This is a genomic window from Tepidimonas aquatica, from assembly GCF_007556585.1.
Classification (GTDB): domain Bacteria; phylum Pseudomonadota; class Gammaproteobacteria; order Burkholderiales; family Burkholderiaceae_C; genus Tepidimonas; species Tepidimonas aquatica.
In genome coordinates, this window is record NZ_VJNA01000001.1 from 22,330 (window position 1) to 35,862 (window position 13,533).

General features: G+C 68.6%; 11 protein-coding genes. 5 read left to right on the forward strand and 6 right to left on the reverse strand.

Annotated features, from left to right (window positions below; translation table 11 throughout):
* Position 1: 1 nt before the first annotated feature.
* A complete protein-coding gene (gene pilB / locus Taqua_RS00120; RefSeq protein ID WP_144324031.1) occupies positions 2-1,732 on the reverse strand; it encodes a type IV-A pilus assembly ATPase PilB in 1,731 nt (576 codons plus the stop codon).
* Between the two features lie 116 nt (positions 1,733-1,848).
* Between pilB and accB the strand changes: the two genes are divergently transcribed.
* Genes accB through Taqua_RS00145 form a run of 5 tightly spaced genes read left to right on the forward strand, consistent with a single transcriptional unit; the run spans position 1,849 to position 6,473 of the window.
* Positions 1,849-2,313 (forward strand): acetyl-CoA carboxylase biotin carboxyl carrier protein, encoded by a 465-nt coding sequence (gene accB, locus Taqua_RS00125; RefSeq protein WP_144324032.1) that lies wholly within the window; start codon positions 1,849-1,851, stop codon positions 2,311-2,313.
* Positions 2,314-2,325: 12 nt separating this feature from the next.
* On the forward strand, positions 2,326-3,678 hold the full coding sequence (accC, locus tag Taqua_RS00130) for an acetyl-CoA carboxylase biotin carboxylase subunit (protein ID WP_144324033.1): 1,353 nt from the start codon (positions 2,326-2,328) through the stop codon (positions 3,676-3,678).
* Entirely contained in the window at positions 3,665-4,597 is a 933-nt protein-coding gene (gene prmA, locus Taqua_RS00135; protein ID WP_425472545.1) for a 50S ribosomal protein L11 methyltransferase, read from the forward strand. Before accC ends, prmA begins: the two co-directional genes overlap by 14 nt.
* A 49-nt stretch (positions 4,598-4,646) precedes the next feature.
* Positions 4,647-5,555, forward strand: coding sequence for a zinc-ribbon and DUF3426 domain-containing protein (locus Taqua_RS00140; protein ID WP_144324035.1), 909 nt, complete (start codon positions 4,647-4,649; stop codon positions 5,553-5,555).
* A gap of 12 nt (positions 5,556-5,567) precedes the next feature.
* Positions 5,568-6,473: a carbohydrate kinase family protein gene (locus Taqua_RS00145; RefSeq protein ID WP_144324036.1), complete on the forward strand. Its 906-nt coding sequence runs from the start codon at positions 5,568-5,570 to the stop codon at positions 6,471-6,473.
* A 42-nt stretch (positions 6,474-6,515) separates the two neighbouring features.
* On the opposite strand, the gene Taqua_RS00150 is transcribed toward Taqua_RS00145, so the two are convergent.
* From Taqua_RS00150 to gspF, 5 genes are all read right to left on the reverse strand, one after another.
* Positions 6,516-7,184, reverse strand: a complete 669-nt coding sequence (locus Taqua_RS00150; protein WP_144324037.1) for a histone — start codon at positions 7,182-7,184, stop codon at positions 6,516-6,518.
* A gap of 84 nt (positions 7,185-7,268) precedes the next feature.
* Entirely contained in the window at positions 7,269-8,519 is a 1,251-nt protein-coding gene (locus Taqua_RS00155; RefSeq protein ID WP_144324038.1) for a ribonucleotide-diphosphate reductase subunit beta, read from the reverse strand.
* Between the two features lie 146 nt (positions 8,520-8,665).
* Positions 8,666-11,536 carry a ribonucleoside-diphosphate reductase subunit alpha gene (locus tag Taqua_RS00160; protein WP_144324039.1) on the reverse strand — a complete coding sequence of 957 codons (2,871 nt, stop codon included), beginning with the start codon at positions 11,534-11,536 and terminating at the stop codon, positions 8,666-8,668.
* Between the two features lie 168 nt (positions 11,537-11,704).
* Positions 11,705-12,316 (reverse strand): 1,6-anhydro-N-acetylmuramyl-L-alanine amidase AmpD, encoded by a 612-nt coding sequence (gene ampD / locus Taqua_RS00165; protein ID WP_144324040.1) that lies wholly within the window; start codon positions 12,314-12,316, stop codon positions 11,705-11,707.
* Positions 12,317-12,324: 8 nt separating this feature from the next.
* Positions 12,325-13,524 (reverse strand): type II secretion system inner membrane protein GspF, encoded by a 1,200-nt coding sequence (gspF, locus tag Taqua_RS00170; protein ID WP_144324041.1) that lies wholly within the window; start codon positions 13,522-13,524, stop codon positions 12,325-12,327.
* Between the last annotated feature and the right edge of the window lie 9 nt (positions 13,525-13,533).

A 13,533-nucleotide genomic window follows, 5' to 3' on the forward strand; every position in this document is an offset into this window, starting at 1 on the left:
GCTAGTCGTTGGTGACCGACAGCACCTCTTCCAGCGAGGTGATGCCCATCTTAACCTTGCGCAGCCCGCTCTCGCGCAGCGTGCGCACGCCTTCGCGGCGCGCCTGTAGCGCGATGTCCACAGCGCTGGCGCCGCGCAGGATCAGCTGCTGGATGGCTTCGGACACCGGCATTACTTGGTAGATGCCGACGCGGCCTTTGTAGCCGTCGTGGCAGGCCGAGCAGCCGACCGGCTTGTACGGCTGCCAATCGCCGGCCAGGTCGTCTTCGGTGAAGCCGGCGTCCAGCAGCGCCTGGCGGGGGATGTCGTGGTGCGGTGCTTTGCATTTGGGGCACAGCCGCCGCGCCAGCCGCTGGGCGGTGATGAGGTTGACGCTGGCGGCGATGTTGAACGGCGCCACGCCCATGTTGACCAGGCGCGTCAGCGTCGAGGGCGCGTCGTTGGTGTGCAGCGTGGACAGCACCAGGTGGCCGGTTTGCGCAGCCTTGATGGCGATGTCGGCGGTTTCCAGGTCGCGGATTTCGCCGACCATGATGATGTCGGGGTCCTGGCGCAGGAAGGCGCGCAGCGCGGCCGCGAAGGTCAGCCCCGCCTTTTCGTTGACGTTGACCTGGTTGACACCGGGCAGGTTGATTTCGGCCGGGTCTTCGGCGGTGGAGATGTTGACGCCGGGTTCGTTGAGGAGGTTGAGGCAGCTGTACAGCGACACCGTCTTGCCCGAACCGGTGGGGCCGGTGACCAGCACCATGCCGTAAGGGCGGCGGATGGCGGCCAGCAGTTTTTCTTTTTCGTCGGGCTCGTAGCCCAGCGCGTCGATGCCCATTTGCGCGCTGCTGGGGTCGAGGATGCGGATGACGACCTTTTCGCCAAAGAGGGTGGGCAGGGTGCTGACGCGAAAGTCGATCACCTTGTCCGGCCCGACCTTGAGCTTCATGCGGCCGTCCTGCGGCACGCGCTTTTCCGATATGTCCAGCCGCGAGATGACCTTGATGCGCGAGGCGAGCTTTTCCTTGACGGCGATCGGGGGCGTGGCCACCTCGCGCAGCTGGCCGTCGATGCGAAAGCGCACGCGGTAAAAATGCTCGTACGGCTCGAAGTGCAGGTCCGACGCGCGCATGGCGTAGGCGTCGAGCAGCATTTTGTGCAAAAAGCGCACGATCGGGGCGTCTTCCACCTCCGAGGGCGTGTCCTGCTCCTGCTCGGCGGGCGCCATTTCGATGCCGGCGGCGGCAAAGTCGAACTCGGTGCCAACGATGTGTTGCAACGCTTGGCCGGCGCCGGTGGTGTAGGACTGCACCAGGTGGTCGAGCTTGTCGACCTCGGCCACGATCCAGTCGACGGTGAGCTGGGTTTCGAACTTGACCTTTTCGGCCGCTTGCAGGTCCGACGGGTCGGCGGTGGCCAGGCTGAGCCGGTTGCCGCGCCGCGCCAGCGGCACGATGCGAAACTGCTGGCAGGTGCGCGCCGACAGCACGCCCTGTGGCAGGCGCTGCGGGTCGACGGCGTCGAGGTCGATCAGCGGCGCGGCAAACGCCTGCGACATGGTGTGCGCCAGCTCGCGCGGCGACACGGTGCGGCTGTCGATCAGCTCGGCGATGAAGCCCGTGCGCTTGCGCTGCGCTTCGGCGTAGAGGTGCTGCGCCTGCTGCTGGGTCAACTGGCCCTGCGCGATGAGGGCGCGTGCCAGCCCGGGCAGCGCCATCGTCGGCACGGCGTCAGCGGCTTCGATCATCGAGTCCTCCGTTCAGGGGGGTGGTGTGGGTGGGGTCGGCTTCGTGTATATTGCGCCCTCCTTGCGCGCCGTTGCCGGCGCGATGCCTGCCAGTTCGGAGCATATACGGAGTCACCATGGATCTGCGCAAGCTCAAAACGCTCATCGACCTGGTCTCGGAGTCCAACATCTCCGAACTCGAAATCACCGAGGCCGAAGGCAAGGTGCGCATCGTCAAGGGCGCACCAGCCGCCCAAGCCGTGGTTGCGGCCCCCGTGGCCATGCCCGCGCCCGCCGTGTTGACGGTGCCGGCGCCGGCCGAACCCGCGGCGCCCGCCACCGCCCCGACCGCCGCACCCGTGCCGCAGGGCCATGTGATCAAGTCGCCCATGGTGGGCACCTTCTACCGCGCCCCCAGCCCCGGTGCCAAGCCCTTTGTCGAAGTGGGCCAGGCGGTCAAGGAGGGCGAGCCGGTGTGCATCATCGAAGCCATGAAGATTCTCAACGAGATCGAGGCCGATCGGGCGGGCATCATCAAAGAGATTCTGGTCGAAAACGGCCAGGCCGTGGAATACGGGCAACCCCTGTTCGTGCTCGAGTGAGTCGCTGCGGCCATGTTCAAGAAGATTCTGATCGCCAACCGCGGGGAGATCGCGCTGCGCGTGCAGCGCGCCTGCCGAGAGCTCGGCATCAAGGCCGTGGTGGTGTACTCCGAAGCCGACCGCGAGGCCAAGTACGTCAAGCTGGCTGACGAAGCGGTCTGCATTGGCCCGGCGCCGTCGGCGCAAAGCTACCTCAACATGCCGGCCATCATCTCGGCCGCCGAGGTCACCGACGCCGAAGCCATCCACCCGGGTTACGGCTTCCTGAGTGAAAACGCCGACTTTGCCGAGCGGGTGGAAAAGAGCGGCTTTGTCTTCATCGGACCGACGCCGGAGTCGATCCGCCTGATGGGCGACAAGGTGTCGGCCAAACAGGCCATGATCAGGGCCGGGGTGCCCACCGTGCCGGGGTCCGATGGGGCGCTGCCCGACGACCCGGCCGAGATCAAGCGCATCGCGCGCAGCATCGGCTACCCCGTCATCATCAAGGCCGCCGGCGGCGGTGGTGGGCGTGGCATGCGCGTCGTGCACACCGAGGCGGCCCTGCTGCACGCGGTGCAGACGACCAAGAGCGAGGCCGCGGTCGCCTTCAACAACCCCGAGGTGTACATGGAGAAATTCCTCCAAAACCCTCGGCACATCGAGATCCAGGTGCTGGCCGACCAGCACCGCAACGCGGTGTACCTGTTCGAGCGCGACTGCTCGATGCAGCGCCGCCACCAGAAGGTCATCGAGGAGGCGCCCGCGCCCGGCATTCCGCGACGGCTGATCGCGCGCATCGGCGAGCGCTGCGCCGCCGCGTGCAAAAAAATCGGCTACCGGGGCGCGGGCACCTTCGAGTTCCTGTACGAAAACGGTGAGTTCTACTTCATCGAGATGAACACGCGCGTGCAGGTCGAGCACCCGGTGACCGAAATGATCACCGGCATCGACATCGTGCGCCAGCAGATCCTGATCGCCGCGGGCGAGAAGCTGCCGTTCACGCAACGCCAAATCGAGCTGCGGGGGCACGCCATCGAGTGCCGCATCAACGCCGAAGACCCGTACAAGTTCACGCCGTCGCCCGGGCGCATCACCGCCTGGCACGCGCCGGGTGGCCCCGGGGTGCGGGTGGACTCGCACATCTACACCGGCTACAGCGTGCCGCCCAACTACGACTCGATGATCGGCAAGATCATCGTGCACGGCGACACGCGCGAACAGGCGCTGGCGCGCATGCGCGGCGCGCTGGCCGAGGTGGTGGTCGAGGGCATCAAGACCAACGTGCCGCTGCACCGCGAGCTGATGGTGGACGCCAATTTCGAGGCCGGCGGCACCAACATCCACTACCTCGAGAGCTGGTTGGCCCAACGTGAGCGTGCCTGAACCCACCGCCGGCGCGGCAGCGCGCTGGTTCGAGCTGGTGCTGCGCGTGCCCGAGCCGCGCGTGGAAGACGTGTGCGACGCGCTGGAAGCGTTGGACGCGCTCAGCGTCAGCGTGGAAGACGCCGACGCCGACACACCGGCGGAGCGGGCGCTGTTTGGCGAGCCGGGGCTGCCACCACCGGCGGCGGGCTGGCAGCATTCACGCGTGGTGGCGCTGTTCGACACCGAAGCGCAGGCGCGCGAAGCGGCGGCGCTGCTGGCGCCGCAGGACTTTTTTGCCGAGTGCGCGGTGCTGGGCGTGCGGCCGGTGGCCGACACCGACTGGGTGCGCCTGACGCAGACCCAGTTCGACCCGGTGCCGATCACGCCGGCGTTCTGGATCGTGCCGAGCTGGCACGAGCCGCCGGCGCAGGCGCGCACCGTGATCCGGCTCGACCCCGGGCTGGCGTTTGGCACCGGCACGCACCCCACGACGCACATGTGCCTGCGCTGGATCGCCACCCACGGGGTGACGGGCTGCAGGGTGCTGGACTACGGCTGCGGGTCGGGCATTTTGGCCATCGCCGCGGCCAAGCATGGCGCGGCGGCGGTGGACGCGGTGGACATCGACCCCGCGGCGGTGCAGGCCACCGAAGCCAACGCCGCGGCCAACGGCGTGACGCTGCGCGCGGGACTGCCCGAGCGTGCCCAAGGCCCCTACGACGTGGTGCTGGCCAACATCCTGGCCACGCCGCTGAAGGTGCTGGCGCCGCTGCTGAGCAGCCTGGTGGCGCCGGGTGGCCATCTGGTGCTGGCCGGCATCTTGCAGCGCCAGGCTGACGAGCTGCGCGACGCCTACGCGCCCTGGCTGGCGTTGCAGGTGCACGACGCCCTGGACGGCTGGATCCTGATGACGGGCACACGAACCGCGGCCGCGTGAGCGCGCGCGCCGGCACGCCACCGCGTGCGGGCACCGTCATAATCGCGCCATGCGCTTCGTCACCCGCTGCCCCTCGTGCGGCACGTCGTTTCGCGTCGTCGTCGATCAACTCAAGATCGCCGACGGGTGGGTGCGCTGCGGCTGGTGCCAGCACGTGTTCGACGCCACGCAGGATTTGCAGCCGGAGCCAGCCCCGGCGCCGAGTCAGCCGCCCGACGCGCGGGTGCTGCCCGAGACCGCGGCAACGCCAGCCCCCACGGCGGCGCAGCACCTGGTCGAACCGCCGCCCGCGGGGGCGCCGGCCGAACCCGGGCCCCAGCCACAGTCCGTGGCGGCGCCTGCGCAGCCCGAGGCGGCACCCCAGCCGCCGGCGCCTGCCTGGGCGCCTGAGCCTGAGCCGGCGTCGCGGCCGGACGAGCCCGTTTCGCAGCCTGAGCCTGAGCCGGCGTTTGTGCGCCAGGCGCGTCGCCGCGCGCGCTGGCAGCACCCGCTGGTGCGCGCGGTGCTGGCGGCGGTGGCGCTGGGGCTGACCGGTCTGTTGCTGGCGCAACTGGCCTGGCTGGGGCGGGCGGCGGTGCTGGCGCGTTGGCCGCAAGCCCTGCCGTGGTACGAACTGGCCTGCCAGCCGCTTGGCTGCACGGTGGGGCGGCAGCGCCCGGCCGGGGCGGTGGTGGTCGAGGGGTCGGTGCTGCTGCGCCGTGCCCCCGACCGCTACAGCTTCCACCTGGTGCTGCGCAACCAGGCCGACGCCGAGGTGGAGGCCCCGGCGCTGGAGTTGACGCTGGTCGACGCGCAGGGCGAACCGCTGGCGCGCCGGGTATGGTTGCCGCCGCAGTGGCCGCAACCGACCGAACGGCTGGCCGCCGCGACCGAGTGGCCCTTGCAGTTCGAGCTGGCCTTCGACCACCCCCAAGCCAGCCGCATGAACGGCTACCGGGTGGTGCTGTTTTACCCCTGATCCCCTGACACCATGACCATTCTTGTTTGCGGCTCGCTGGCGTTTGACACCATCATGGACTTCGAAGGCCGCTTTGCCGACCACATCCTGCCCGATCAGCTGCACATCCTCAACGTGGCCTTCGTGGTGCCGGCGCTGCGGCGCGAGTTCGGCGGCTGCGCTGGCAACATCGCGTATGGGCTGCGCCAGTTGGGCGCCGCCGTGCGGCCCGTGGCCACGCTGGGCGAGGACGGCCGGCACTACCTGCAGCGGCTGCGCGCGCTGGGTGTGGACACCGGCGCGATCCGGGTGCTGGGCGAGCACTACACCGCCCAGGCCATGATCATGACCGACCGCGACAACAACCAGATCACGGCCTTCCACCCCGGCGCGATGGCGCTGGCGCACACCAATCCCGTGGCCGACACCTCGGGCGTGCCGCTGGCCATCCTGTCGCCCGACGGCAAGCAAGCCACCTGGGAGCACGCCCACCAACTGCACGCGGCGGGCGTGCCGTTCGTGTTCGACCCCGGGCAGGGGCTGCCGATGTTCAGTGGCGAGGAGCTGCTACGCCTGGTGGAGCTGGCCGACTGGGCGGCGCTGAACGACTACGAAGCGCGGCTGCTGTGCGACCGCACGGGGCTGACGCTGGCGCAACTGTCACGCCACCTGCGTGCCCTGGTGGTCACGTTGGGCGAGCTCGGCTGCGACGTGTGGGTCGAGGGCACAGCCACGCGCGTGCCGGGTGAGCCGGCCAGCGCCATCGTCGACCCCACCGGCTGTGGCGACGCTTTCCGCGCCGCGTTGCTGTACGGCTTGGCCCAGGGCTGGCCGGTGCTGCGCGCGGCCCGGCTGGGCAACCGCATCGGGGCCATCAAAATCGCCACCCGTGGTGGCCAGAACTGGAGCCTGCCGCCCGGCTTTGACGTGCAGGCCTGACGCGGCGGGCGGGGCGGGTGCCGCGCCAGCCGCGCGGCGGCCTCAGGGCCGTGGACCGGTCGGGAAAGGCCACGCCGCCGTCGGCGCAAGTTTGGTCTGCGCCGCCGGTGCAGGGGCAGCGGACTTTTGGGCGGCGGTTTTGGCGCCGCTGCCAGCCTTCGACGGGGCGGCCTTCTTGGCCGGCGCCGCTGCGGCCGTGGTGGCCTTGGCAGACTTGGCGGGAGCGGCCGCCTTCTTGGTCGCCGCCGCCTTGGCCCGGGCCGCTGGGGGCTTGCTGGCTGCGGCCTTGGCCGGCGTAGGCTGGGCGGCACCGGTCTTGGCCTTGCTGGTGGCGGCCGCGGCTTCGGCGGTCACTTTCTCGGTTGGCGAGGTCTTGGCCGTGGTCTTCGGGCTGGCAGACTTCTTCGCGCTCGCGGGGGCCGCCGCGGCTGTCTTGGTGGCGGTCTTTGCGGTGGCTTGGGTGTCGCCCACCGCCGACGTGCGGGCCTTGGCGGCCACGGCCTTCTTGGCTGGCGCCGCTGCGGCCTTGGTGGCCTTGGTGGCCGCGGCGGGGGCTGGGGTGGCGGCGCTGGCCGCCTTGCTGGTGCGCTTCTTCGTCGGCGCGGCTGCTGTGGCGGGCTCGGCGGTGGGCTGCGCTGCCGTCTTCGTGGTGGCCGTCTTTTTCTTGGCGGGCTCGGTGGCCGCAGCGGCGGCCTTCTTCGCGGTTGCCATGAGGTTCTCCTGTCTCAGGTTGGCGGGTGGGAACACGGTGACGGCGGCGCAGCGCTGCGGCGGACCTGGCTCAGGGGCCGGGTCTCAATCCCACGACAAGGCGCCGCCGGACTGGTACTCGATGACGCGGGTCTCGAAGAAATTGCGCTCCTTTTTCAGGTCGATCATCTCGCTCATCCACGGGAACGGGTTGTCCTCGTTGGGGAACAGCGGCTCCAGACCGATTTGCGTGGCGCGACGGTTGGCGATGTAGCGCAGGTAGCCCTTGAACATGCTGGCGTTGAGGCCCAGCACCCCGCGCGGCATCGTATCTTCGGCGTAGCGGTATTCCAGGTCCACCGCGGTGAGGAACAGCTCCTTGATCTCGCGCTTGAACTCCGGCGTCCACAGGTGCGGGTTCTCCAGCTTGAGCTGGTTGATCATGTCGATGCCGAAGTTGCAGTGCATCGACTCGTCACGCAGGATGTACTGGTACTGCTCGGCCGCGCCGGTCATTTTGTTTTGACGGCCCAGCGCCAGGATTTGCGTAAAGCCGACGTAGAAAAACAGCCCCTCCATCAGGCAGGCAAAAACGATCAAGCTCTTGAGCAGCTTTTGGTCGTTTTCCGGCGTACCGGTTTTGAACGCCGGGTCCATGATCGCGTCGATGAACGGGATCAGGAACTCGTCCTTGTCGCGGATCGATGGGATTTCGTGGTAGGCGTTGAAGATTTCGCCTTCGTCCAGTCCCAGCGACTCCACGATGTACTGGTAGGCGTGGGTGTGGATGGCTTCTTCGAACGCTTGGCGCAGCAGGAACTGGCGGCATTCCGGCGCGGTGATGTGGCGGTAGGTGCCCAGCGTGATGTTGTTGGCCGCCAGCGAGTCGGCGGTGACAAAGAAGCCGAGGTTGCGCTTGACGATGCGGCGCTCATCCTCGGTCAAGCCGTTGGGGTCTTTCCACAGCGCAATGTCGCGCGACATGTTGATTTCCTGCGGCATCCAGTGGTTGGCGCAGGAGGCGAGGTATTTTTCCCAGGCCCACTTGTATTTGAACGGCACGAGCTGGTTGACGTCGGTCTGGCCGTTGATGATGCGTTTGTCGGCCACGTTGACGCGGCGAAAACTGGCCGCCTGCGCGCGCGACGCCTGCGTGGGGCCGCTGGCGGGCGGCGTGGCGGTTGCGCTGGCGGCCACATGGGCCGCGACGGGGGAGACGTAGTCCAAGCCCGCGGCGGCCGCTGCGGGTTGCACGCCCAACACCCCGCCGGCATTCGGGGGGGTGCCGGCACCGCCAGCAGCGTGGCGCGTGGGGTTGGTTGTCACGGTCGGGGTGGTGTCGTCCCAGGTCAACATGGTCGATTCCGTTTCGTTTCCATTATTCAAAGATGGCTGTGCCTTGACAAGGGAAGGCCGGCAAAAACGCTGCGCGGGCGGCTGCAGCAGTGTGGCCGAGGCGGCGTTGTTGGATCGACCTTCCCTTGGACGTACAGACCGGCTGCTTATTGGCAGGCTTCGCAGCCGGGGTCGTCGATGGCGCAAAACTTGATGTCGGTGGCCGGCTCGACCGCGGCCGCCACAGGCGGCGCGCCGGTGGCGGTGGGCACGGCGTTGAGCGCGCCGCTGCGCACGGTGGACTTTTCGGCGTGGGTGGCGCCGGTGGTGCGCAGGTAGTAGGTGGTCTTGAGCCCGCGAATCCACGCGAGTTTGTAGGTTTCGTCGAGCTTTTTGCCCGAGGCGCCAGCCATGTAGATGTTGAGGCTTTGCGCCTGGTCGATCCATTTCTGGCGCCGCGCGGCCGCTTCCACCAGCCACACCGGTTCGATTTCGAACGCGGTGCGGTACAGCTCCTTGAGCTCGCGCGGCACGCGGTCGATCGGCCACAGCGAGCCGTCGAAGTGCTTGAGGTCCATGATCATGACCTCGTCCCACAGGCCCAGGCGCTTGAGGTCACGCACCAGGTAGTGGTTGATGACGGTGAATTCGCCCGACAGGTTGGACTTGACCGACAGGTTGCCAAAGCACGGCTCGATCGAGGCGTCCACGCCGACGATGTTGGAGATGGTGGCGGTGGGGGCGATGGCGATGCAGTTGGAGTTGCGCATGCCGTCGCGCTGGATTTTGGCGCGCAGCGCGTCCCAGTCCAGCGTGCGCGAGCGGTCCACTTCCAGATAGCCACCGCGCTGCTCGGCCAGCAGATCCAGCGAGTCGATCGGCAGGATGCCGCGGTCCCACAGCGAGCCTTTGTAGGTGGAGTAGCGCCCACGCTCCACCGCCAGGTCGCTGCTGGCCCAGTAGGCGTAGTAGCAGATCGCCTCCATCGAGCGGTCGGCGAATTCGATCGCTTCGGGCGAGGCGTAGGGGATGCGCAGTTCGTACAGCGCGTCCTGAAAGCCCATCAATCCCAGCCCCACCGGACGGTGGCGCAAGTTGGAGTCGCGCGCCTTTTTGACCGCGTAGTAGTTGATGTCGATGACGTTGTCGAGCATGCGCATCGCGGTCGTGATGGTGCGCTTGAGCTTGTCGTGGTCGAGCTCCTTGCCGTGGGGGCCGTCTTTGAGGTGCTGCGCCAGGTTGACCGAGCCGAGGTTGCACACCGCTGTTTCGGTGTCGCTGGTGTTGAGCGTGATTTCGGTGCACAGGTTGGACGAGTGCACCACGCCGACGTGCTGCTGCGGGCTGCGGATGTTGCACGGGTCCTTGAACGTGATCCAGGGATGCCCGGTTTCAAACAGCATCGTCAGCATCTTGCGCCACAGGTCGACCGCGCGCACCTTTTTGAACGGCCGGATTTCGCCGCGCTCGGCCTTGGCTTCGTAGGCGACGTAGGCTTCTTCGAACGCCTTGCCGACCTTGTCGTGCAGGTCCGGCACGCTGGACGGCGAAAACAGCGTCCAGTCGCCGTTGTCCATCACGCGCTTCATGAACAGGTCCGGGATCCAGTTGGCGGTGTTCATGTCGTGCGTGCGGCGGCGGTCGTCGCCGGTGTTTTTGCGCAGCTCCAGGAATTCTTCGATGTCCAGGTGCCACGTTTCCAGGTAGCAGCACACGGCGCCTTTGCGTTTGCCGCCCTGGTTGACGGCCACCGCCGTGTCGTTGACGACCTTCAGGAACGGCACCACGCCCTGGCTTTCGCCGTTGGTGCCCTTGATGTGGCTGCCCAGCGCGCGCACGCGCGTCCAGTCGTTGCCCAGGCCGCCGGCGAATTTGGACAGCAGCGCGTTTTCCTTGATGGCGTCGTAGATGCCTTCGAGGTCGTCGGGCACCGTGGTGAGGTAGCAGCTCGACAGTTGCGAGCGCAGCGTGCCGGAGTTGAACAGCGTGGGTGTGCTGCTCATGAAGTCGAAGCTGGACAGCACCTCGTAAAACTCGATGGCGCGCGCCTCGCGGTCGATTTCGTTGAGCGCCAGCCCCATGGCCACGCGCATGAAAAACGCCTGCGGCAGTTCGATGCGGCGCTTGCGCACGTGCAGGAAATAGCGGTCGTACAGGGTTTGCAGGCCCAGGTAGTCGAACTTGAGGTCGCGTTCGGGCTTGAGCGCCGCGCCCAGCTTGGCCAGGTCGAAGGTGAGCAGCTCGGGGTTGAGCAGCTCGGCCTCGACCCCCTGCTTGATGAACGCCGGGAAGTACTCGGCATAGCGCTCGCGCATCTGCGCGTGCGTGGTTTCTTCGCCCAGCACCTCTTTGTAGATGGTGTGCAGCAGCAGCCGCGCGGTGGCGTAGGTGTAGTCCGGGTCGGTTTCGATCTTGGTGCGCGCGGCCAGGATGGCGGCTTTGTGCACCTCGTCCAGCGGCACGCCATCGTAGAGGTTGCGCAGCGTTTCGGCGACGATGGGTTCGGCCTGCACGTCGGGCCCCAGGCCTTCGACGGCGGAGTGGATCAGCGCCTTGAGCCGATCCAGGTCCAGCGGGAGGCGCTCGCCGCCGTCGAGCACGTGGATGGTGGGCTGCACCGGCGCGGCCGGCGCTTCACCACGCGCGGCACGCTCCTGGGCACGGCGCTCGCGGTACAGCACGTAGGCGCGCGCGACCTCGTGGTGGCCGTCGCGCATCAGGCCGAGCTCGACCTGGTCTTGCACGTCTTCGATGTGGAAGGTGCCACCCCCGGGGCGCGAGCGCATCAGCGCGCGCACCACGTTTTGCGTCAGGCGTTCCACCGTTTCGCGCACGCTGGCGCTGGCCGCGCCTTGCGGACCGTGCACGGCCAAAAAGGCCTTGGTCATCGCGATGGCGATCTTGGCCGGCTCGAACGGCACCACCGCACCGTTGCGGCGGATGATCTGGTAGTTGGGCAACGTCGTGGGGCTGCTGGCGCGCGGGGCCTCGGTGCTGGCCACAGGGGTGACGGTGGGGGAGGAGAGGGTGGTTTGCATGGTTCCTCGCGGATCGTCGGCGGATCAGGGTTGTGTGCGGCGCAACACTAGATCTAGTGTGCACGGCGGCCGAAAAACACTACCGCTAGTGTAGCGGGGCTGGCGCGGGGTGCAAGCGCGTGGGGGTAGAAATTTTTTACGACGCCGCGTGGCGGCGATAGCCTGGGGTCAACCCGAGGTGGGGGCGGCCGGCGCCGTGCTGGCAAACCAGGCCGCGGGCCAGCCGGTCAGCCGCACTAGCCGTGCCCAGTCGAACCCCGGGCCGGGGTCGGCCTTGCGCCCGGGGGCGATGTGCTCGTGCCCGGCCACCGCGCGCAGTGTCGGCAGGTGCGCGCGCAGCGTGGCCAGCAGCGCCGCCAGCGCGGGGTACTGCGCGTCGGCAAACGGGGTGCCTTCCAAGCCTTCGAGCTCGATGCCGATGGAGTAGTCGTTGCAGTTGTCGTGCCCCTGCCAGCAGGAGCGGCCAGCGTGCCAGGCGCGGCGCTCGCAGGCGACGAACTGCACCAGCTCGCCGTTGCGGCGGATGAGGAAGTGCGCCGACACCTCCAGCCCGCGGATGGACTGGAAGTACGGGTGCGCGTCCCAGTCGAGCGTGTTGGTGAACAGCTGCTCGATGTACGGGCCGCCGTAGTGCCCGGGCGGCAGACTGATCGAGTGCAGCACGACCAGCCACGGTTGCACACCGGCCGGCCGCGGCCCGTGGTTCGGCGACGGCACGTGGCGGGCGGTGGGGAGCCACAGGCCCGCTGTGCCCGCTGCGGTGGTGACGTCAGTGGCCATGGCGTGTGTCAGCGCACCAACTGGTTGAGTTGGATGATCGGCAGCATCACCGCCAGCACGATGACCAGCACCACGCCGCCCATGGCGATGATCAGCAGCGGCTCCAGCCACGTGGTCAGGCGCAGCGTGCGGCGTTGGGCGTCGTCGGCCATCTGCTGCGCGGCGCGGTGCAGCATCGTGCCCAGCTGGCCGGTTTGCTCGCCCAACCGGGCGAAGGTGACGACCAGGCCACCCAGGTCGGGCTGGGTGGCCAGCGCTGCGGCCAGCGGGGCGCCTTCGCGCACCAGCGCCAGCGCCGCGTCGGCTTGGCCACGCAGCACGTGGTTGCGCAGGGTTTGGTTGGCGGTGTGCAGCGCACGCAGCAGCGGCACGCCGGCTTGCACCAACAGCGCCAGCGTGGCGGCCCAGCGGCTCAGGTCGTACTGCCGCGCCAGGCGGCCCAGCAGCGGCAGGCGCAGCCACGCGCGGTCGGTGCGCAGCCGCCCGGCAGGCCAGCGGCGCACCGCGCGCCACCCCAAGCCGACCGCGACCCCGAGCGGCAGCAGCAGCCAGCCCCATTGGCGCAGCAGGTGGCTGGCCTGCAGCACCACGGTCGTCAACCACGGCAGGGCACGCTTGCTGCTGGCAAACGCCTGCGCCACCTGGGGCACCACGTAGGTCATCAAAAACACCACGATGGCCAGCGCGAACACGGTCAGGATGGCTGGGTACAGCGCTGCCGACAGCACTTTGTGGCGCAGCGCGTCGGCCGCCTCACGCTCGTCGGCCAGCCGTTGCAGCACCGTGCCGAGCTGGCCGCTGGCTTCCCCCGCCGCGACGACGGCGCAGTACGGCGCATCGAACAGGTGGGGCTGGCGTTGCAGGGCTTGGGCAAGGGTGCTGCCGCCGCCGACGTCGGCCCGCAACTCGGTCAGCACCGCGTGCTGGCGGGGGTCTTCGACCTCGTCGGCCAGGGCGGCCAGCGCGCGCTCCAGCGGCAGGCCCGAGCCGACCAGCACCGCCAGTTGGCGTGTCCAGTTGGCCAGTTCGGTGGCCGTCCAGCCGCGCCGGGCGCGGCCCAACCGCCGTGGTGCTCGCGGTTGCACCTTCAGCGGCACCCAGCCTTGGGCACGCAGCTGCGCCCGCGCCGCGCGGTCGTTGTCAGCGCTCAGGGTACCGCGCCGCGTCCGGCCGTCGGCGTCCAGGGCCTGGTAACGAAAGCTGGGCATCGGGTCGTC

Excerpts from the sequence above, each read along its gene's own strand:
- pilB (WP_144324031.1), bottom strand. The coding sequence starts at position 1,732 with ATGATCGAAGCCGCTGACGCCGTGCCGACGATGGCGCTGCCCGGGCTG.
- accB (WP_144324032.1), top strand. The coding sequence starts at position 1,849 with ATGGATCTGCGCAAGCTCAAAACGCTCATCGACCTGGTCTCGGAGTCC.
- accC (WP_144324033.1), top strand. The coding sequence starts at position 2,326 with ATGTTCAAGAAGATTCTGATCGCCAACCGCGGGGAGATCGCGCTGCGC.
- Taqua_RS00140 (WP_144324035.1), top strand. The coding sequence starts at position 4,647 with ATGCGCTTCGTCACCCGCTGCCCCTCGTGCGGCACGTCGTTTCGCGTC.
- Taqua_RS00145 (WP_144324036.1), top strand. The coding sequence starts at position 5,568 with ATGACCATTCTTGTTTGCGGCTCGCTGGCGTTTGACACCATCATGGAC.
- Taqua_RS00150 (WP_144324037.1), bottom strand. The coding sequence starts at position 7,184 with ATGGCAACCGCGAAGAAGGCCGCCGCTGCGGCCACCGAGCCCGCCAAG.
- Taqua_RS00155 (WP_144324038.1), bottom strand. The coding sequence starts at position 8,519 with ATGTTGACCTGGGACGACACCACCCCGACCGTGACAACCAACCCCACG.
- Taqua_RS00160 (WP_144324039.1), bottom strand. The coding sequence starts at position 11,536 with ATGCAAACCACCCTCTCCTCCCCCACCGTCACCCCTGTGGCCAGCACC.
- ampD (WP_144324040.1), bottom strand. The coding sequence starts at position 12,316 with ATGGCCACTGACGTCACCACCGCAGCGGGCACAGCGGGCCTGTGGCTC.
- gspF (WP_144324041.1), bottom strand. The coding sequence starts at position 13,524 with ATGCCCAGCTTTCGTTACCAGGCCCTGGACGCCGACGGCCGGACGCGG.